The organism is Mesobacillus harenae (assembly GCF_013343715.1).
GTDB classification, from domain to species: Bacteria; Bacillota; Bacilli; order Bacillales; family Cytobacillaceae; genus Mesobacillus_A; species Mesobacillus_A harenae.
Window position 1 is genome coordinate 289,960 of sequence record NZ_JABUNR010000002.1, and the last position, 19,358, is coordinate 309,317.

Annotated in this window: 17 protein-coding genes, 1 other RNA gene, 1 pseudogene and 1 riboswitch; of the genes and pseudogenes, 6 read left to right on the forward strand and 13 right to left on the reverse strand. The window is 41.5% G+C overall.

Annotated features, from left to right (window positions below; translation table 11 throughout):
- Window positions 1–64: 64 nt before the first annotated feature.
- The 6 genes and pseudogenes from HRJ06_RS03600 to ssrS all read right to left on the reverse strand — a co-directional run bounded on the left by HRJ06_RS03600 (window position 65) and on the right by ssrS (window position 5,263).
- Window positions 65–493: a hypothetical protein gene (locus HRJ06_RS03600; protein ID WP_174729029.1), complete on the reverse strand. Its 429-nt coding sequence runs from the start codon at window positions 491–493 to the stop codon at window positions 65–67.
- Window positions 494–1,083: 590 nt separating this feature from the next.
- Window positions 1,084–1,793, reverse strand: a pseudogene (locus tag HRJ06_RS23660) (PrsW family glutamic-type intramembrane protease).
- Window positions 1,794–2,004: 211 nt separating this feature from the next.
- Window positions 2,005–2,217, reverse strand: a complete 213-nt coding sequence (locus HRJ06_RS03615; RefSeq protein WP_174729037.1) for a zinc-ribbon domain-containing protein — start codon at window positions 2,215–2,217, stop codon at window positions 2,005–2,007.
- Between the two features lie 90 nt (window positions 2,218–2,307).
- A riboswitch (cyclic di-GMP riboswitch) is annotated at window positions 2,308–2,395 on the forward strand.
- A gap of 534 nt (window positions 2,396–2,929) precedes the next feature.
- Complete coding sequence (locus tag HRJ06_RS03620; protein WP_174729040.1) at window positions 2,930–4,126, reverse strand: toxic anion resistance protein; 1,197 nt, start codon at window positions 4,124–4,126, stop codon at window positions 2,930–2,932.
- Between the two features lie 2 nt (window positions 4,127–4,128).
- A complete protein-coding gene (locus HRJ06_RS03625) occupies window positions 4,129–4,785 on the reverse strand; it encodes a 5-bromo-4-chloroindolyl phosphate hydrolysis family protein (protein ID WP_174729043.1) in 657 nt (218 codons plus the stop codon).
- 283 nt (window positions 4,786–5,068) lie between these two features.
- A non-coding RNA gene (ssrS, locus tag HRJ06_RS03630) (6S RNA) lies at window positions 5,069–5,263 on the reverse strand.
- A gap of 292 nt (window positions 5,264–5,555) precedes the next feature.
- Here ssrS and HRJ06_RS03635 point away from each other — a divergent pair.
- From HRJ06_RS03635 to HRJ06_RS03660, 6 genes are all read left to right on the forward strand, one after another.
- Window positions 5,556–6,983, forward strand: a complete 1,428-nt coding sequence (locus HRJ06_RS03635; RefSeq protein ID WP_174729046.1) for an ATPase domain-containing protein — start codon at window positions 5,556–5,558, stop codon at window positions 6,981–6,983.
- A gap of 13 nt (window positions 6,984–6,996) precedes the next feature.
- On the forward strand, window positions 6,997–7,230 hold the full coding sequence (locus HRJ06_RS03640) for a hypothetical protein (protein WP_174729049.1): 234 nt from the start codon (window positions 6,997–6,999) through the stop codon (window positions 7,228–7,230).
- Window positions 7,231–7,232: 2 nt separating this feature from the next.
- A complete protein-coding gene (locus HRJ06_RS03645; protein ID WP_174729052.1) occupies window positions 7,233–9,332 on the forward strand; it encodes a helix-turn-helix domain-containing protein in 2,100 nt (699 codons plus the stop codon).
- Between the two features lie 399 nt (window positions 9,333–9,731).
- Window positions 9,732–9,971, forward strand: coding sequence for a hypothetical protein (locus HRJ06_RS03650; RefSeq protein ID WP_174729055.1), 240 nt, complete (start codon window positions 9,732–9,734; stop codon window positions 9,969–9,971).
- A gap of 96 nt (window positions 9,972–10,067) precedes the next feature.
- Entirely contained in the window at window positions 10,068–10,274 is a 207-nt protein-coding gene (locus tag HRJ06_RS03655) for an aspartyl-phosphate phosphatase Spo0E family protein (protein ID WP_174729058.1), read from the forward strand.
- The gene (locus HRJ06_RS03660) at window positions 10,275–13,184 is read left to right on the forward strand and encodes an EAL domain-containing protein (RefSeq protein WP_174729061.1); all 2,910 of its coding nucleotides are present in this window, start codon (window positions 10,275–10,277) and stop codon (window positions 13,182–13,184) included.
- Between the two features lie 53 nt (window positions 13,185–13,237).
- Here HRJ06_RS03660 and hxlA read toward each other — a convergent pair whose 3' ends face one another.
- The 7 genes from hxlA to HRJ06_RS03695 form a co-directional block, all read right to left on the reverse strand.
- The gene (hxlA, locus tag HRJ06_RS03665; protein ID WP_174729064.1) at window positions 13,238–13,858 is read right to left on the reverse strand and encodes a 3-hexulose-6-phosphate synthase; all 621 of its coding nucleotides are present in this window, start codon (window positions 13,856–13,858) and stop codon (window positions 13,238–13,240) included.
- An 86-nt stretch (window positions 13,859–13,944) separates the two neighbouring features.
- A complete protein-coding gene (locus HRJ06_RS03670; protein WP_174729067.1) occupies window positions 13,945–14,781 on the reverse strand; it encodes an SDR family oxidoreductase in 837 nt (278 codons plus the stop codon).
- Window positions 14,782–14,796: 15 nt separating this feature from the next.
- The gene (uxuA, locus tag HRJ06_RS03675) at window positions 14,797–15,852 is read right to left on the reverse strand and encodes a mannonate dehydratase (RefSeq protein WP_174729070.1); all 1,056 of its coding nucleotides are present in this window, start codon (window positions 15,850–15,852) and stop codon (window positions 14,797–14,799) included.
- A complete protein-coding gene (locus HRJ06_RS03680) occupies window positions 15,852–16,481 on the reverse strand; it encodes a bifunctional 2-keto-4-hydroxyglutarate aldolase/2-keto-3-deoxy-6-phosphogluconate aldolase (protein WP_174729073.1) in 630 nt (209 codons plus the stop codon). Before HRJ06_RS03680 ends, uxuA begins: the two co-directional genes overlap by 1 nt.
- A gap of 11 nt (window positions 16,482–16,492) precedes the next feature.
- On the reverse strand, window positions 16,493–17,512 hold the full coding sequence (locus HRJ06_RS03685; RefSeq protein ID WP_174729076.1) for a zinc-binding alcohol dehydrogenase family protein: 1,020 nt from the start codon (window positions 17,510–17,512) through the stop codon (window positions 16,493–16,495).
- Window positions 17,513–17,523: 11 nt separating this feature from the next.
- Complete coding sequence (locus tag HRJ06_RS03690) at window positions 17,524–18,798, reverse strand: TRAP transporter large permease subunit (RefSeq protein ID WP_174729322.1); 1,275 nt, start codon at window positions 18,796–18,798, stop codon at window positions 17,524–17,526.
- Complete coding sequence (locus HRJ06_RS03695) at window positions 18,795–19,289, reverse strand: TRAP transporter small permease (RefSeq protein ID WP_174729079.1); 495 nt, start codon at window positions 19,287–19,289, stop codon at window positions 18,795–18,797. The genes HRJ06_RS03690 and HRJ06_RS03695 overlap by 4 nt, the downstream gene beginning before the upstream one ends.
- Between the last annotated feature and the right edge of the window lie 69 nt (window positions 19,290–19,358).

Here is a 19,358-nt window from a genome sequence, read left to right on the forward strand (position 1 = left end):
TTAATGGCCTAAGCGGTTAAAGGTTGTTCAACACGAACCAAACGGCAACCTGGGCAAGCTCAATTTAGTTCTTTTTCGTATAATTCCCGCCAAAGGAGACGTTCAGTCCGCCATATACGGTGCACTCGTCGCTTGCTTCAATGGCTAGGACTCCGTCATTCCCCATAACAAACTCTAACCGGCAGCCCTCGCCCCAGTTTGTCGGGTCCTCAACTCGGTCATCAAATACAGCGGTATCATTGCTAGTATAATAGGCTATACCTTCAATATCTCCTATGTTTTGTCCAAGCATAGAATGTAAATGGAAAGAAAATCGGAGCGGATTCGTGTTGGTAATTTTAATTTCTTCTATATACCCTTCCTTGTTTTCAACAGTGTGATCCCATGTTCCTTCCCATATCGAAAACTCTGTATTTCGGTATGGCTTCGGACGGGATACTTTTTCCGGAGGCTTCTCGGTATGCACAATCGTTCCATTACCGCGGAAAATCATTTTATATTTATCGAAATCTTCTATACTATTCGTTACTTCATATACAAAAACATCTTCAGTACCGGTGCCCAGGAGGGAATCTGCATGGTTTATAAATAAGGGGTGAAATTCCTCTTAATTAGAAAAAAGCTCAAAATGGAGGATTAAATAGAGGGAAAGATTCCGCCTATTTAAGTCAAAAACCTAAAAATCGATCATTTTGCTTTACTTAACGGGAAAATCTCCGCTTACATACCCAAACCGAGCTCTATTCTGCAGTATAACGGTAAAATTTCCGCTTATTTTATAGATCACTGATTACTGAATTAAGGATAAACATAACAATTAGCATATGAATTCTCACGCTGACAAAAATTCATGTCATCATGTTAAAAGGGGTGAGAATTACAAGGTTTTTTCACCGTTCATTTTATTAAAAACCCAGATTTATCAACAAAAAAGAAGCAGTCTAATTCAGTTGCGAATGGGAGTGCTAATTGGTGTGCTAATTTAGTTTTAGTATTCGAAAACCGAACCCGTTACGATAAGGCATCTGCGTTTGTTAATTAAATATCGGCACGAAGTACAACCGGCAATCTCACTCTGATTTTTCACATTTTATAATTCTGTTCCGAGATGGAGTTGTGAAGCGGAATAACTGTGGCTTGCTCCATTTGAATCTGTTTGAACCCGGTTATCTCTTTTAGGGAAGCGTTCATAACACCCATAGCAATAATCCACGAAATGGCTGTTAGGCAAATCTGGGCAAAAGGGAGGCCTAGAACTTGCGGCCATTCTGTATTCCACATGGCATGCATGAATACAACAATCGCAAATATCCTTAAAAATCGGCTATCCTTCAGCATAGACCATTCAAACGCCTTGTCCCCTTTTACCATACAAATCGCCGCTCCTGATAAAGCCGCCCAGACAATATGGCCCCCAGGTGCTAATACCCCTCGCCAAAAGATGGTTGAATACATAGATTCCAGGGTACCAGTATACAAGACCATTCTTAACGCATACCCTGCTGACTCAAAGGCAGAAAACCTGTGCCGACGGCAGCACCGATTAACAATCCGTTGAATATGTATTTAACCTGTCTGTCTTTTAAAAACCAAATAATAGCGAGTACCTTGGCCGCTTCTTCAACTATTCCGACCATGATCACACTAGTACTGCCAGAGAACTCGAACAGAAAAACGGCGATTATGAGTGATAAAATCCCGCCAGTAAATAAGATCTTCGTTATTTTATAAATTGAGATGTTTTGAGGGACATTCATTTCCCAAAAGAAAATTAGAATAGTCAGCGGAACCATGAATGAGCCAAGAATAATCAGCCCCGGAAGAAAATTAGGGTTTTAAACTCTTCAACACCAATGTACATACCAAAATAAAGCAGGCCGACAATCAGGAAAACCTGGGCAAACAGCCAATGCCGCGGCCAGCTGTCCAGCACGTTCTCAATTGCTGGCGTTGTTTGGCTCGTTCCTACAAAGAAAAGTTTCTCGGCGTCTTCTTCCGTATGCTTTATAAAAACGCTTGAAAAAACTTCTTTGATTTCATATCAATTGGGGTGTTAATGCCCGCAACTGCATTACTCCTGCTGGCGATTCCGCTAAATCTTATAGGCGACTCATTAAGCTCAAATGGTTGTGCGGCTCCTGGTTGGAGAGATGCTCCGCAATTGGTACAAAATTTGGCATCACCATCGTTAGCTTCGTGGCAGCTTTCACATAACATACCTGATTCCCCCTTTTACCCTATCCATAATATCGAATAAGATGAACAAATTTTTATATTTAATCTATTCGACAAAATTCGATATGGTAAAATAGAGTTGGGCAAATTTTACGAAAGTAAAAGACGCAAAGCCACGGGCCTAAACCATATAAAATGACACGGCAGCCGGGTTGCCAAGATGGCAAATCTTGATAAAGAGAGGGACCCCCATGTATCTTCCTACTATAACTGATCAAGCAAGTGAAAAAAGGCATATCGTTAGAGATCAGAAAAAGTGTCAATGCGGATTCACTTATAATCACTTTTATACTTTTACCAAAAAGGATTTTAAGAAAATCAAATTTAAACACCTGAATGATGTAACCTGTTACCAGTGCAAATCCACAGTTTTATAAGTAACGTTTCCTATTTTGATCCATATAAAATCGCCCTAAAATCCAAAAGCCAGCACAGGAATTTTCCAGTGCAGGCCTTTTTTATGTCTGGAAGTAACCTGCTACATTTAATCAAACGTTTGATTAATAAAACAATGGCACTTTTAAAAAAGCGCAGCGACGTATGCCGGAGCCGACACGAAGACCGGAAGCGATTCGGTGTTAACTTATCGTAGAGAGGCGGTCGGTGTATTCGAGTCGCTGGGCACTACAACTTATAAGTTTCCTCACGATAAAAAAAAGCCTGGCCGAGAGCTCGTCCCGGGCCAGACTCTGTATTATTCACCTTTTATTTCAAGCAGCTTTTGCCTTAGTTCGTCTTCCATGCTTGCTAGTTCTGTTTCAGCATGCCGGCGCTTGTTGCGGCCTTCCTGCTGGATCCTGAGCGTTTCTTCAAGAGTGGACATCAAGCTTTCCTGAGTTTTCTTTAAAGTGTCAATATCAACAAGGCCGCGTTCATTTTCTTTGGCCGTTTCAATTGTGTTCGTTTTTAACATTTCAGCATTTTTAAGCAGCAATTCGTTCGTTGTCTTTGAAACCTGCTTTTGAGCCTCAACAGCATGGCGCTGCCTAATCAGAGTCAATGCAATCGCCACCTGGTTTTTCCAAAGTGGTATAGCCGTTACGATTGAGGACTGGATTTTTTCCACTAGCGCCTGATTGGTATTTTGGATCAGACGAATTTGCGGAGCACTTTGGATCGTTATTTCGCGGCTCAGCTTTAAATCGTAAAGCCGTTTATCAAGGCGGTCAGCGAACTGAATCATATCATTAACATCCTGATACTTCATTTGATCGTTTGTTTCTTGGGCCGTCTTTTTCAGTTCTGGAATGGTCTTTCCATGAAGCTCCTCAAGCTTTATTTCCCCCGCTGCAATATAAACGTTTAAAGCATGGAAATACTCCTTATTGGTTTCATAAAGCTGCTCCAACAGAGAAATGTCGGATAACAGGGCATTCTTGCTGCGGTCAAGCTTTACGCTGATTCGATCAATCTGAGCTCCCGTTTTTTGATACTTGGACATTACTTCCTGAACCGAGCCGGTAATTTTCCCGAACATACGCCCGAGGAGGCCTTTCTTCCCTTGCTTTAATTCGTCAGGATTCACATCATTCAAATGCTTCATCAGATCATTAATGATGTTCCCAACTTCGCCAACATCCTTCTTCTGGACATGTTCAAGCATGGCATGAGAAAAAGTTAAGAGCTTGCCTTGAGCCTGGGTGCCATACAGGATCATCGCCTGGTGATTTTTCGGGTCAATCTGCTCCGCAAGCTCGTAGGCCTTAGCGCGATTTTCTTCTGGGAGCACGTCAATCAGCTTTACAGGCTTCCCATTTTCTGAAGTTTGTGTCTGGCGCTGAGGCTGGGCAACTGGATCCGTTAATTCATTTGTATCCCCGAAAGGATTGGCTAAAATATCATCTAATGCAGTGCCCGTATTATTTAACAGGTTTGGATTTTTTTCACTCATAATTATTTTAACCTCCTGTTTTCTTCAATTGCTTGTGTTTCATGATGCGTTTTGATTGTATGCTTGGCCACATCAATTTCAAAATTCAAATGATCAAGATCATCTGAAATGATTTGATCTAAATCTCGTTCAACGGCCTGGGTCAATTCATACAGCGTTTGGCGTGTTTCGAACAAGGAATGTTCGAGTTCACGGTTTTTTGTCGGCTGCGATGCTAAAAACGCATATTTTTCACTGAGCTCCAAGACTGAATCTAGATGCGAAAAATAAAATGTCTCAGCCTTGTAAAATCGTTTAGGTTCCTTTAGCGTCAGCTTATAAATTTTTCGTGTCATTCTTAGCAGATCCATCCTCTGCTTTAGGCTTGGGACATGGCGGATCTTAAACAGGACTTTGTGCAGACGCTTTAATTTATGTTTTGCTTCTTCTGTATTCTTTTTAATGTATTGGTATTCTTTCCTTGTAAGCTGATGCCGCTTCAGGAATCGTCCCTTTAAAACAACAGCCGTCAGCCAATAAGTGGCTGCCCCTCCTGTTAAGGAAATGAGGGATGAGAGCATGAAAGCTTGGTCAAAGCCAAAAAAGCTTACAAACCAAACTGTTATAGCAACAGGAATAGCTGCGAACGCTCCTGCAAGAAAGGTTATAAATGGATTCATTATAATCGACTCCTGACTTCATCTTATCTATTCATACGAATGAACCAGCACAGAGTTTCACTAAAATAATGGGAATTTCCTGTGAAGAGAAAAACTTCTCCCAATACCTCTACATTACACCACTATACCCTTCTTTCCAACAGCCCAACACCCTACAGCACACTAAGACCAGAGACCGATATTTCCCAGGTGACAGGCACCACCCATTTAAATGGAAATCAATCCTTGATCCTTACTATACAAAAAACCAGCTCCCGATTGGAAACTGGTTTGTGAATGTGTATGTACAGCCGCAATTGCCGTAATAAATATAAGAAAGTTTTAAACCACCACTCCTCAAAGTGGGTGTTCGCAGAAACCTTCCTGCATGTCCTCCTTGTCGTATAGACAGAGGCTTGTCATTTCGGCTTCAATTAAAACTCCCTATTACAGCTTAAAGGTTAAAACTTTATTATGGTTACGAACAATGCAGCTAGTAATATTATAGTAACTGATTTGAATGATCTTTTCAAGTCCCAAAAAATGGATGGTTCCTGTCACCTTTTCGGATGACTTCTGTAGAGTTATCTTACCCATTTTTGTTTGGTTTATCAATGCCCAATATATGGAGCAGGCGGGATGTTTCCAGATATTTGGATGGTGCCTGTCACCCAAAGACGCACCCAAATTCGTATTTTTATGCAATAATAGTTAAGGGGGCCGTTTAGCCTACCGATAAGAATAAAGACATTAATGATAGACCATATATACTTCTAGAGGGGCGATCTTATATGAATTCCTGCACAGCGAGTGGGATTGAGGGACTAGATTTTGTTATAAGCGGAGGGTTTCCGACTGGTTCCACGGTTTTAGTGGAAGGTCTGCCTGGTACTGGGAAAACAATTTTAGGAATGCAGTTTCTTTATCATGGTGCTGTTGACCATAATGAACCAGGAATTTTTATTACCTTCGAAGAGTTTCCTGACCAGCTTTACGCTGAATTACTGGCCTTTGGATGGGATCTTAAGGCTTTAGAAAGAGCCAATATGCTGCGGGTCATTTGTATCTCTCCAGAAATCTTGATAGAGCAAATGGAGCAGCCGAATGGGCTTTTTGAAAATATTGTTAATGAAATTGGCTGTAAAAGAATTGTCATTGACAGCGTCAGCCTTTTTCAATTCGCATCTAATGATTTAAAAGAGAGCAGAAACACGCTTTATAAACTCCGGAACATATTGAGAAAGCTAAAACTTACCTCTCTTCTCATTCAGGAATCCAATTCATCAGAACAGAGTGAAGTACCATTCGTAAATTACCTTGTTGATGGTGTCGTGAGGCTTTCCCTTAAAACCCACCTGAATGAATACAGGAAAAGGACGCTGGAAGTTTTAAAAATGCGCGGCTGCAAAATAACGGAAGGGGAACACATTTACCGAATCAACGAGCAAGGAATTCATTTGGTTCCTGCCTTGTCAATGATTGAAGACAAAACCGCTATGCAATTGCAGTCGTTTGGCAGCACTGGCATTGCAAAATTGGACGAACTTCTCACAGGAGGAATCCCAAAAGGTTCCTGCTTCATGCTGGATACAAATAGCAAAGCTAACTATAGGTATATAATTGCCTCGGTTATCGTAACCCGGCTGCTTAAGGGTGATCATGTTGCACTTTTGTTATCCAGTTTGGTTGATCTATATGATCTAAAGTATTTATGCCAGCTCTTTGGTCTCGACCTTGACGATTATGTTAAAAGCGGGCACGTTATTTTTATAGAACATTATGAACGCCAACGGCCGCCTGGCTATGAATCCTCAACCATTCATGCCGGAAACATGACCAATCAGGAATTTAAAAACACGATAAACGAAAAACTCGGTTACGCTTCTTCCCATCGTAATGAGTCAGGAGACGAGTGGTTCCTTTATTATGATTTAAATACGATTGTCTCCCAAAGAGGGAAAGAGTTTGTTATTAAATATTTTGCAGAAGAAGTTTCCAAGATAAGCTCAGCAGGAATGAGCATGCTCGCTCTATCCAATTTCACTGAAATCGGCTACGAAACAGCCAGTTTTCTCGAAAGAACTTCGCATGGGGTCATTAAAACCTGGGTCGACGGCAGCTATCAGTATCTTCAAGTATTAAAATCGCCGCAGGGCAATATGTCCAGTCCATTTCTCGTTGAAAACATTATGACAAAACCATTCATCCGACTGGTTTAGGGAGGCTCACGATATGAATTTCACGATCAATCTTCCGTTACAGATGGAATGCACGTTGTTTTTTCAGGAAAATCCCTACATGTTTGAGACATTGGATGGCATTGCCCTTAGGCTGGGCCGAAAAAGAGAAGATATAGATCCAGTTGTCAAACAACTGGTCTCTAATTCCCTCCTTGAAAAAATTGGCGATGGTGACCAAGCGATCTATCGATACATTCAACCAGATACTAGCTCAGGTTTGGTTTAGGTATGATTTTAGCGGATCAAGATTTTTTTCAGGACGTGCAAGACGTATATTCAGATTTGACGGATTTAACAATGGTTATAACAGATAATATAGGCGAAATGATTACTAATTTCACAGGGAACAAAAATTTGTTAGATCTTGTTTACGAATACAAATCGATCAATGAAGCCCTATGCCAGCGTGTCAAAAATTTTTCTAAGATAACCGGACCTGTTCTTTATGATGCGCTTCCGGGTGTAAAGGTAGTCGTTTGTCCAGTAACCGTCAACAATACTAACACCTATTTTATTTTTGCCGGCATGATTATAAAAAAAACCGAAAAAGACTCCGTGATTTCATACTTAAAACAAGAGTTAAATGCCCCGGCTGAAATTCTTGCTGAAATACCCGAAAGCTCAGCCGAAGAAATTCAGACCAAGATTGATAAGTTAAAAAAAATGGCTGCAATCCTTTCAAAGCAGTTAGCTTCACAAAAAGCAGCAAGTGAACGGTCGCGGAAGGAAGCTAGCATAGATTCCTTCTTGCAATTGATAGAGGCGGGAAATACTGATATTAATACTTTTCTTAAAACCTTTTCTAATTCAAATCAGGAAGTTGATTTGGTTGGCTTTGCGCGAAAAACTGAAGGCGACCAGCTCGTCATTGAAGAAATCCTCCAATCGGGGAACAGTTCCCTTAAGGGATCAACTTTTTCCACTGGTGAAGGCCTATTAGGCCAAGTTGTTGCAACTAACAAAAAGCGCTACTGGGAAAAGGTTTACCGTGATCCCCGAATCAGTTATTTTAGCCAAAAAGGAATTGTCCCCAAATCCCTCGCTGCTGTCCCGATTTTAAAGGGCGGACAGCAATGCGGCTTATTATTTTGGGGGAGTTCTGCAAATGAACAGCTATCGAAGCCAACAAACACGGAGGGCTCAATTGCAGCCTCTTTTCTGTCAATAATGGAAAGCACTTTAGCTTTGCGTTTAAAAGCTTCCAACAACCTGATGAAATTAACGACCTTAAATGAAATCTTTCAGGTTATGGCTGCTGTTCAGGATGAAAAAAGAATTTTGCTTATTTTACTAGATATGAGCATGAATCTAATTCGTGGTCCGTTCGTTAGTGTCATACTCAGACAGCCGTTAAAAAATTCTCTGGAGATTGTCTCAAGAGGCTTAACGAGCGAGCAAATTGACTCTTATTCCAAGGATGTGAGCGGCCGTTTCTCCATAAACGAGGAAGATAAGCTCTCCACGCATGTTACTGGCTGGGGTGCAGCCGTATATGAAATTCCCTTGCGATATCAAAATCATAGCTATGGTTACCTCAGTATCGGCTGCAATGGTACAGATATCGATGAAGAGGATCTTTCCTTTCTAAATAGCCTTTCGTTTGCCGGTGGGATTTCCATTCACCTTATCAGATCAATGAAGGAAGAAAGCAAGCAAAGCTCAGCAGCTGGCGTTTTAGTTGAGCTTGTCGAGCTAATCGAACCGGGACATTCTCTGCTTGCTGCCAAGGCTAGTAAATTAATAGAATCATTTTGTGAGAGTACAAGTATTCCAGTTTCCAATAGAGCAGATTTGAAAGACTCATGCTACTTGATCGCCTATCCGATTAACCTTTTAAAAAAGAACATAGGAAAACCGTCTGTCCTGAGCTTGATTGAGGAATACCATTCTATAGAAGAAAATAAACCTTCAATCCCAACAGCATCCATTCAAGCTCAACTGCTCCACCTTGTCTGGACCTACATCAAACAAGGAGAAAAGATCGAGAACCTCATGCAAATCACGGCGGTTAATCGCAGTTTGTTGAATGAATTCATTTCTTATTTAAACCATACAAACATTGTTGTAAAAGAAATACAATTGGCAGACCCTGTTTCAAGGCAGCCAGAAATTAGCCATGATTTAAATTTATCAAAACGTGAATCTGAAGTGATGAAATTAGTGGTAAAGGGACTGAACAATCGCGACATTGCCAGTCATTTATATATTAGTGAGCATACCGTCAAAAACCATATGACTAACATTTTTCAGAAAATGAATGTAACGGATCGGTCCCAGGCAATTGCCAAAATATATCAAAGTGGATGGGACTTTATAAAAGGGCTATAGCCCTTTTTTTGTTGTTTATGAAACTATAAAAGTTTCAGTGTGGATCATAGTAAGGGTTGTCTACATCCAGCTCCAGCGCCCAGCTTACTTGTGTACTTCGTCCGCCTCCCTTTGATAAGTCAACATCGAATCGCTTCCGCTCTTCGTGTTTCCTTTATCTCAGTCGGTTTCCTTCAGTCCATACGTCGCTTAACGGGCGCTTGCGCTTTTGTTCTTGGATTTTTTCTCATTTTTAGACACAGGAGCCTTGCACAATCGCTAAAGATTTTTTGTGCTATGAGAAACTGTTCCTATTAGGCTGTCTAACAAAAATGAGAACAGACTCTCATTTATTTATCCTTCTTTTTCAGGCAAGATAATGACATAAACTAAGTTAAACGCAAAGGAACTAACCCTATTATGTATGAACATAACCTGCAAATAAAAAGCCAGTGTCTCGTCCTTTTAGAAGCCAACCAGTCTAGTTTTCAATCCATCCCTAACTTCGCTGATGCACTCGGCCAAAATCCTGACCAGATTGAAGTCTCTTTAAAAGAACTCGCGGATTTGCAGATCATTAGAAAAGTAGAATTTAACGGGAAAACAATATATCATTATCAGCCTCCTATTTTCAGGAAGGTAGATTTCCCTGAAAAATAGGAGCCGGTTCCTATTTTGTTTTTTCGATTTTTTATTTAACACAATTTATCAGAATAGTAAAAACCATAAAAATTAACTAGGTCGGAGGAGTATCCTATGCAGAATACGTATAAAAATCAATTGTCAGAGCAAATTCACCTTAAAAAGTTAGAGCTTTTTCAATTGGTATCCCTGTACGGATTAAATAGTATTATGGTGCTAAACTCCAGCCGAAAATTAGACAAGCTGATTAACGAATACCAACTCAAATCACTACTAGAAAACGAACAAAATACTGACCTGGTTGAAAAGGAGAGACAATAGATGAGCTTACTTAATCTTACGCGCAAAAGAAACCGGACTAATTCTAAATCAAGGCGGACTGGTTCAGCTGTTCTTACTATTCCACAGTCTCTGTCCGACCAAGCACAAATCGATTCCTACCACTCTCTATTCGTACACCATCCGGATACGATCATAACCATGGATTTAGAAGGCATAATTACAAGCTGTAATAAACATAGCGAAAGTTTAATTGGACTGTTGCCGGAGGAAATTGAGGGCCCGTTCCACCAGTTCGTTGTAGAAGATTATCTAGCACAAGTCGTCTATCATTTTACATTGGCAGCTCAGGGGAAAGCACAAAACTACTATTGCCAGGCAATCCATAGAGATGGCCACATTGTTGATCTGAGCGTTACAAGCATTCCCATGTATACAGATGGCAAGATCACTGGTGTTTACGGAATTATTAAAGATATAACCGAGAGAAAAGACAAAAACCGTGAATTGACAAATATGAAAAACAGCCTGAACCGCGCCCAGGAGGTTGCCAATATCGGCAGCTGGGAATATGACATAAAGTCAGGCAAGGTGTTTTGCTCAGAACAAACACACCGCATAATGGGTGTGCCTTTGGAAGCGGAGTTAACAAACGGTTTTTTGGATATGGTACATCCAAAGGATTTGGATCGCCTGAATAAAACCTTTAGTGAAGCTTGTACTTCAGCGACAGGGATTGTTACTGAATTTTATATTATTCGTCAAGATAGCACAGAAAGATTCATCAACTTAAAAGCAGATTTTATTTTGGATGATAGTGGACAAGCAGCTCGATTAATTGGCACGTTCCATGATATTACTGAACATAAGCTGGCTGAACAACGGCTAATGGAGAATCAAAAGCAGTTAAGAACGATTTCAGATGCGTTTGATGTAGGGATAAGGTCTCTCGACTTCCGTACTAATACGTTGGTTTATGCTTCCTCCGGAATGGAACCATTATTTGGAGTTCACCCTACCGAACTGCTGGGTATGAGCTTGAAATGGACGGATTATATCCATCCTGATGATGTAGAAAATTTCAACAAGCACTTTGAAGGGTTAGCCTCAGGTGTTCCTGCACAGCTGCAGTATAGGATTTATGATAAATTCGGAAACATTAAATGGGTCGACGACCGGCTCTTCCCTTCTCTTGATTCTTCAGGAGATTTGATCCGGGTTGATGGTCTAATGACTGATATACATGAACAGAAGCTGCATGAAGAGAAAATTAATTTTTACGCCTATCATGACTATTTAACCGGTCTGCCTAACAGACATATGTACGAAGAAGAGCTAAGAGATCTAATTAGGCTTGGCAAAAACTTCGCTCTGCTTTTTTTGGATATGGATCGCTTCAAATTTGTAAATGATACACTAGGCCATTCTATTGGGGATGAACTTTTAAAAGCACTGTCAAAAAGGCTTGCAACACACATAACCAAGGATGATTTATTGGTTAGGCTGGGCGGAGACGAATTTGCAATTCTTCTGTCCAATTATGGAGAAGAATCAGAAGCCATCCGAATCGCCGGAGATATCATTGAAGATATTGAAAAAACATTTATGATCGAAGACTACGAATTGCACATAACAACGAGTATTGGGATTGGGTTCTTTCCTCAGGATGGACAGACGGTTAAAGAGTTAACTGCTAATGCTGATTTAGCCTTATATCGGGCCAAGGACGCAGGAAAAAACAACCTGCAGCTGTACACTCCCTCACTTAATATTGAAACTTATAAGTCCTTCCTGTTTGAAAATGACTTGCGAAAAGCGATTACAGAGGAACAATTTTTGCTTCATTTCCAGCCAAAGGTAGATCCAATAACTTCTAAGATTATTGGGGCTGAAGCGTTAATTCGCTGGATTCATCCGGAGTGGGGAATCTTATCTCCTGGGGAATTTATTCCAATTGCAGAAGGAAGCAATTTAATCCTTGAAATTGGTGACTGGGTATTACGCTCTGTTTGCAAGCAGATCAATGAATGGCAGGCAAACGGCGTTAACCTTGTTCCGATCAGCATCAACGTCAGTCCGAAACGATTTAACAAAGGAGATCTCGCCCTCAAAGTATCGAGCATACTAGCGGAAATGAATATAGACCCTAAATGGATTGAGTTTGAAATAACGGAAACCTCTTTAATCCAGTATGAAGAAAAGGTTTTAGCAGCTATCGCCACGTTAAAAGAAATGGGCATTGCGATTTCTTTAGATGACTTTGGAACCGGATATTCCTCAATTGGCTATTTGAAAAAATTTAAAGCCGACTATTTGAAAATTGATCGCTCTTTCATTAGCGGCATCACTCCCAACGCTGAAGACAAAGCGATCGTTAAATCAATCCTATCGCTTGCACACGGTCTTAATATGAAGGTAGTTGCCGAAGGAGTCGAAACGGCTGAGGAAGCTGCTTTCCTGGTTGAAAATAAATGTGACTTTATTCAAGGGTTCCTGTTCAGTAAACCATTACAAGCTGATGACTTTGCCGGTATGCTTGCTAAAGGGACAACCCTTTTCCCAGCTGCTTTAAAAGCAGAATCGAGACCAGCCGAAAACAGACGAGAATACTTTAGGATCCAATTGCCGGAACCACTAGATTCCTTAATGACGATTGTTAAAATCAATGGAAAAACTATTCGACTTGGAAAGACGAAGGTTGAAATAGATGATATTGGCTTAGGGGGCCTAAGATTTAACTCATCTTTAAAAATCCCAGAGTCCAAGGACTTCTTATTGCGGTTTGAATTTGAAGTACTAGAGAATCCCTTTACTTTCGAAGGTAACGTGGCGTGGAAACAAACATTAAATGACGATCTTCAACAATATGGAGTCGAATTTAACATCACCGAAAAAGAACGCGAAAACCTAGCCGCCACACTCAATAAACTCGCAATCAAAGTTCGCAAATAAAAGGTGACAGGCACCATCCAGAAAACTGGATGGTGCCTGTCACCTTTTCATTTTTAGATTAGCTCTTTTATTTTTTGGCTTGCGGTTTTTGGGTTGCTGCTGGCTGTGATTGCGCTGCCGACGATGGCAATGTCGACTGGTGTTTCTTTTAATGCTCCGATTGTTTGTTCAGAGATTCCCCCAGCGATTGCCACCTGGATGCCTTCAAGTCCTTCCACTAGCTGGTAGAGGGATGGGTCGGCTAATCCGCCTTCCTTTTGCATGTCCTTCCCAACGTGGAGACAAAATAAATCGACTCCAAGCTTGTGAAGCTCTTCTACCCGTTCCTTCTCAGTAATCCCAAGCAGATCAATCATAATCTTCTTATTGTAATCCCGTGCTGCCTTGAGCGTTTCCGTCACGGTTCCATTGTATGAAAAACCCATTACAGTAATAATATCAGCGCCTGCCTCGAAGGCCTGAATAGCTTCATGCTTCCCGGCATCGCATGTTTTCATATCGGCAACAATCGTTTTTTCTGGGTATTTCTTTTTCAGTTTTCGTACAATCTCCATGCCGTACTCTTTAATGACACCAGTTCCAATCTCAATCCAATCTATCTGATCTACAGTCTCTTCAACAATATGAAAGCATGCTTCCTCTGTCAGACGGTCTAAAGCCAATTGTATCTTCATGATTGCCTCCTTGCCTGAAATTAGATTTCCCTTTTAAAAAGGAAAAACCACAGGAAATTCTCCTATGGATCTTGCCTTTATTACTATTAAACTCCTGAATAAGCCATAAATCCGCCATCAACTGGAACAGTGATGCCTGTTATGAAACGGGAATAGTCTGGATCAACAAGCCACAGCAAAGCACCAATTAAATCGGTTGGTTCACCAAAACGTTTCATCGGTGTGTTTGTCAAAATCTTTTGGGCTCTTGCAGTAGGTGTGCCGTCTTCGTTCTGAAGCAGCTTTTCATTTTGAGTTGTCAGGAAGAATCCTGGTGCAATTGCATTAACACGAAGACCAGTTTCTGCAAAATGAACAGCCATCCACATCGTGAAATTGTTAATTGCCGATTTAGCCGCACTATAGGCCGGAACCTTTGTCATTGGTGAGTAAGCACTCATTGAAGATACGTTGATGATAACAGGCGCCTCCTTCTTAAGCAGCTCCTGACCAAAAACTTGGCTAGCCATAAACGATCCGGTAAAATTGCTAGCAAAAACCTGAGAGAATCCACTTTCATCCAAATCAAAGAATGATTTCCCTGTACTGTTTTCATCATAGGTCTCAGCTGCTGTAATGGCGTCGGGATGGTTCCCGCCTGCACCATTGATTAAAATATCGATTCCGCCAAATGCATCCATTACAGTCTTTCTTGCATTTTCAAGCGAAGCTCGGTCAAGTACATCTGCTGCAACAGCCAGAGCTGACCCTCCTGCATTTTTAATTTCTGAAGCAACCACTTCGCCTTTTTCAGCTGTACGGTTAAGAATCGCAACGTTTACGCCTTGGCGTGCCAGTTCACGTGCCATTTCTGAACAAAGAACGCCGCTGCCGCCTGTAATTACTGCTGTTTTTCCTTTTAAATTTTCATGAATTGGGAACATCTTGATTCCTCCTTTTTAAGATTGGTAAGCATCCCATAGGCCATGTAAATACATGATTCCTAACGCTCTGTCGTATAATCCGTAACCAGGCCTGCATTTTTCATTCCAAAGGTGACGTCCGTGATCAGGGCGTACATAGCCGTCATACTGAATATCGGATAATTCCTTCACGACCCTTTTAAGATCAATGGATCCGTCAGCGGTTAAATGGGAGGTTTCGATGAAGTCGCCATTCTCATAAATCTTAACGTTTCGGATGTGTGCAAACGGTGACCGGCCAGCAAACTCAGCAGCGAGCGCTACCATGTCATTATCCGGATTTGCCCCAAGCGAGCCCGTGCAGAATGTAATACCGTTTGATGGTGAATCAGATATCCCAAGGAGTTTCTCTAAGCTGTTTCTTCCTGTCATGATGCGTGGCAGTCCGAAGATGGACCAAGGCGGATCATCCGGATGAATCGCCATTTTAATCCCAGCCTGCTCCGCTACTGGCAGAATCTCTTGAAGGAAGTAACCAAGGTTCTCCCATAGATCGTCTTCCGTCACATTTTCATAAGCAGCAAACAATTCTTTAATTTGAGCCATTTTTTCCGGTTCCCAGCCAGGCAGCGTTAAGTTACCTGCTGAAGAAATCGTATCAACAAGCTCTTGGGGGTCTAAGTTTTCCACTTTAGCTTTTTCATAAAATAGCGCAGTTGAACCATCTGGAAGTTCTTTAAATAGGTCGGTACGCGTCCAGTCAAAAATCGGCATGAAATTATAGCAAATGACCTTAACTCCATATTCACCAAGATGACGAATCGTTTGTTTGTAGTTCTCGATGTAGCGGTCCCTGTCTTCATTGCCAAGCTTGATTGCTTCATGGATATTCACACTTTCAACAACATCACCATGAAAGCCATAAGACTGGATATACTTCATTTCAGCTTCGATTTCAGCCTTTTCCCATAACTCCCCAACCGGTTTCTGGTGCAGTCCCCAGACAATACCCTTTACACCGGGAATCTGTTTAACCTGTTCAAGCGTTACCGTGTCATTGCCTCGACCGTACCAGCGGAATGTCATATTCATTATCGTTCACCGCTAACTGTATCAGTATATTTTTGGCAAAGCTCTTGTACAGCTGCTTTGCCGCCTGAACGGTAGGCCTTATTTAGATCGCTTCCGATGCCAGCAGCAACTGCCCCTGCATTGAGCCAATCATTTACATTATTAAGATTCACTCCGCCTGTAGGCATAACCTTAACGTTTGGCAGCGGTCCATTAACCGCACCAATGAAGGAAGGATCAAAACGGTTGGCTGGGAATAGCTTGACGATATCACAGCCGCTTTCAAGAGCCGTCACGATTTCAGTTATTGTCATGCAGCCTGGCAAATAGGCAACGCTGTACCGATTGCACAATACCGCTATTTCCTTGTTGAAATGCGGGCTTACAACAAACTTCGCTCCACTTAAAATGGCATGACGGGCTGTTTCTGGATCAAGGACTGTTCCAGCGCCTAAAACGGCATCTGATCCCTTTAATGCTTCAAATACCTTTGCAATATCTGGAGTCGTATAGGTTAACTCAATCGCCCGAAATCCGCCGCTGATGGCACCTTCAGAAATTGCGATCGCTTCATCTGCATCCGCTCCCCTGACAACAGCCACTACCTTTGATTCGACTAATTCATTTAAAACTTCTATTTTAATATTCATCCAATCACTCCTTATTCAAAAACGATAACAGCTTTACGAACCTGATCCGGATTTTTTTCGACAAACTCAAACGCTTCCTTTACTTGCTCTAACGGAAATTGATGCGATATAAAGCCATTTGCTTTGATTTTTCTCTCGTTAAGTAAGGACACAACTTTTTCAAATTGGTTGGTTTGTAAACGCGAGCCTACAATGGTCACTTCTTTTTTTGTAATTGGCAGCTGTGAAATTGCGGACGGGCGCTCATCAAAGCCAAGCACAACAACGGTTCCGGCTGGAGACACAAGCTCGACTCCAAGTTCAAAAGTTGACGGCAGGCATACCGCATCGATCACAACATTGGGACCTTCCCCATCCGTTATTTCCATTACTCTGTCTCCAACAGGTTCCTTTGAAGCATTAATTGTAACATCTGCTCCATTTTCCTTTGCAAAAGCAAGGCGTTCTTCTTTTAAATCTGTAATAATGACCTTCGCACCTTGAAGCTTCGCCATTTTTAAAATACAAATCCCAATTGGACCGCTGCCTTGAATTAATACAGTGTCACCATCCTGGACTCCGCCCCGCCAAACAGCCTGGGCACCAATTGTATAAGGTTCAGCCAGCACAATTTCATCCCAATCCAGCGAGGAATCAACTGGATGAAGCTGTTTTTCCGGTAAAACGAAGGATTCGCGCATTCCGCCGTCTTCATGGACACCAAAAACAGACAGTGATTCACAAACATTTGGCCGGCCTTTACGGCAAGCATAACATTCACCGCAGTAGCGGATCGGCTCGACAACCACATGGTCACCGACTTTTACGTTCTTTACATTTGTGCCAATTTCAACAACTTCGCCAGCGACTTCATGGCCGACGATTCTCGGATATGTGGCAAGCGGGTTTGTACCATGGTAGATATGCATATCAGAGCCGCAAATACCGACTCGCTTTACTTTTACAAGTACATCATCGGAATTTTTTATAACGGGTTGTTCTAATTCGAGAATTTCCAGTTCCATCGCTTTCGGGACTTGGACTGCTTTCATTTTAAAACCACCTATTCAAATAGACTTGGAAGAAATAGTGAAACCTGTGGCACAAACGCCACTAGCATTAATACAATTAAACTTACCCCAAGGAAAGGCACAAGTTCTCTTGCTGTTTTTCCGATTGGAACTTTACCAATCTGAGAAGCAACAAACAAACAGACACCGACTGGAGGGGTTACTAGGCCGATTACAAGGTTCAATACCATCATAACGCCAAACTGTACTGGGTCCATTCCTACCGAGGATGCGACCGGCATTAGCACAGGGAATAAAATAACAAGCGCTGCAATTGTTTCCATGAATGTTCCGACAAACAGCAGCAGCAAGTTAATTAACAGGATAACAACAATCGGGTTCGACGAAATGCCCAAAATCGCATCTGCAACCATTTGCGGAATTTGCTCACTGACCATAATCCAGCCAAACAAATTGGCAAAACCGACAAGCAGCATAATGGATGCAGTCGTTGTCATAGTCGACAGCATGATACTAGGAATCTTTCTAATTGGCAATTCTTTATAAACAAAAATTCCAATCACCAATGCATATAGTGCAGCAATAATGGAAGCCTCTGTTGGTGTAAAGTAACCGCCAAGGATACCCCATAAAATGATCACTGTCATAAACAGTGCCCAGAAGGCTCCCGTAAAGCTAGTCCAAATTTCCTTAAGTGATTTCCGTGTTCCTTTTGGATAATTCCGTTTCACAGAAATAATATAAGTTGGAATCATTAATCCTACCCCAAGCAATAAACCAGGAAGCGCTCCTGCTAAAAACAAATCTCCAATCGAAACAGAAGCTAACGTTCCAACAATAATCATTGGCAAGGATGGAGGAATAATCGGCCCAACTGTAGAGGATGAAGCCGTTACAGCCGCAGAAAAGCCCGCTCCATAACCTTCTTTTTTCATAGCGGGAATCATGACTGAACCGATGCTCGCAGTATCTGCTAGTGCTGTACCCGAAATTCCGGCAAAGCCCATCGATGAACCAACATTAGCAAGTCCCAGCCCACCGCGAATATGACCCAAAATATTGTTCGCAAACTGAATGATCCGCTCAGTAATACCACCTGCGTTCATTAGGTTACCTGCAAGGATAAAGCCAGGAATACAAAGCAGGACGAACGAGTTAAGCCCTGCAAACATTTTTTGAGGAATAATGGTAAGCGGTATCTCAGCAATAATTAAGTAAACCAAGGAAGACAAACCAAGGCTGAAAGCTACTGGCACGCCTAGAAAAATGAGCAATATAAACGAGATGAAAAGTACGGCAGCCATTATAGTTCTCCACCACCCATTTGCGAATTAAAGTCCTCTTGATCCCGTAAGAGGCGAATGATTTTAAAAATTGAATATAGAACTAAAAATAAACTCATTAAGAAAATGGACACATGAATGACAGACATTTGGAATGGCATCGTGGCTGAGGTCTGGACATTTCCGACAAGTGTAAAAGCCCATCCTTCCTTAACCATTACTAAGTTCAATCCAATGATTGCTAGGTAAATAACAATCTCATAGTAACGCCTGAAATTATGGGACATTTTCGTTAAGATCATATCCACGTTAATGAACTCACCTTTAAGCAAAGCCAGCGGGGCTCCAAAACATATAGAATAAAGAAATAAATATCGTGTAAGTTCTTCCGTCCAAATGGCTGTGTAAGGGAAGTACCGTGACATGATCTGAATCATGACAACAACGATAACACCGGCAAAGCTTAGAACAGTTAATATGGATAAAAGCATATCCAGCCACTTACGAACTTTCATTCGTTTCATTCCTTTCTTAAGGGAAAGGCACGGCTGGCCAAGACGGCCAAGCTGTGCCTTTTAAAATGA

Bases quoted from the DNA above. Each gene is read 5' to 3' on its own strand.
- HRJ06_RS03600 (WP_174729029.1), bottom strand. From the start codon at position 493: ATGATTTTCCGCGGTAATGGAACGATTGTGCATACCGAGAAGCCTCCG.
- HRJ06_RS03615 (WP_174729037.1), bottom strand. From the start codon at position 2,217: ATGTTATGTGAAAGCTGCCACGAAGCTAACGATGGTGATGCCAAATTT.
- HRJ06_RS03620 (WP_174729040.1), bottom strand. From the start codon at position 4,126: ATGAGTGAAAAAAATCCAAACCTGTTAAATAATACGGGCACTGCATTA.
- HRJ06_RS03625 (WP_174729043.1), bottom strand. From the start codon at position 4,785: ATGAATCCATTTATAACCTTTCTTGCAGGAGCGTTCGCAGCTATTCCT.
- HRJ06_RS03635 (WP_174729046.1), top strand. From the start codon at position 5,556: ATGAATTCCTGCACAGCGAGTGGGATTGAGGGACTAGATTTTGTTATA.
- HRJ06_RS03640 (WP_174729049.1), top strand. From the start codon at position 6,997: ATGAATTTCACGATCAATCTTCCGTTACAGATGGAATGCACGTTGTTT.
- HRJ06_RS03645 (WP_174729052.1), top strand. From the start codon at position 7,233: ATGATTTTAGCGGATCAAGATTTTTTTCAGGACGTGCAAGACGTATAT.
- HRJ06_RS03650 (WP_174729055.1), top strand. From the start codon at position 9,732: ATGTATGAACATAACCTGCAAATAAAAAGCCAGTGTCTCGTCCTTTTA.
- HRJ06_RS03655 (WP_174729058.1), top strand. From the start codon at position 10,068: ATGCAGAATACGTATAAAAATCAATTGTCAGAGCAAATTCACCTTAAA.
- HRJ06_RS03660 (WP_174729061.1), top strand. From the start codon at position 10,275: ATGAGCTTACTTAATCTTACGCGCAAAAGAAACCGGACTAATTCTAAA.
- hxlA (WP_174729064.1), bottom strand. From the start codon at position 13,858: ATGAAGATACAATTGGCTTTAGACCGTCTGACAGAGGAAGCATGCTTT.
- HRJ06_RS03670 (WP_174729067.1), bottom strand. From the start codon at position 14,781: ATGTTCCCAATTCATGAAAATTTAAAAGGAAAAACAGCAGTAATTACA.
- uxuA (WP_174729070.1), bottom strand. From the start codon at position 15,852: ATGAATATGACATTCCGCTGGTACGGTCGAGGCAATGACACGGTAACG.
- HRJ06_RS03680 (WP_174729073.1), bottom strand. From the start codon at position 16,481: ATGAATATTAAAATAGAAGTTTTAAATGAATTAGTCGAATCAAAGGTA.
- HRJ06_RS03685 (WP_174729076.1), bottom strand. From the start codon at position 17,512: ATGAAAGCAGTCCAAGTCCCGAAAGCGATGGAACTGGAAATTCTCGAA.
- HRJ06_RS03695 (WP_174729079.1), bottom strand. From the start codon at position 19,289: ATGAAAGTTCGTAAGTGGCTGGATATGCTTTTATCCATATTAACTGTT.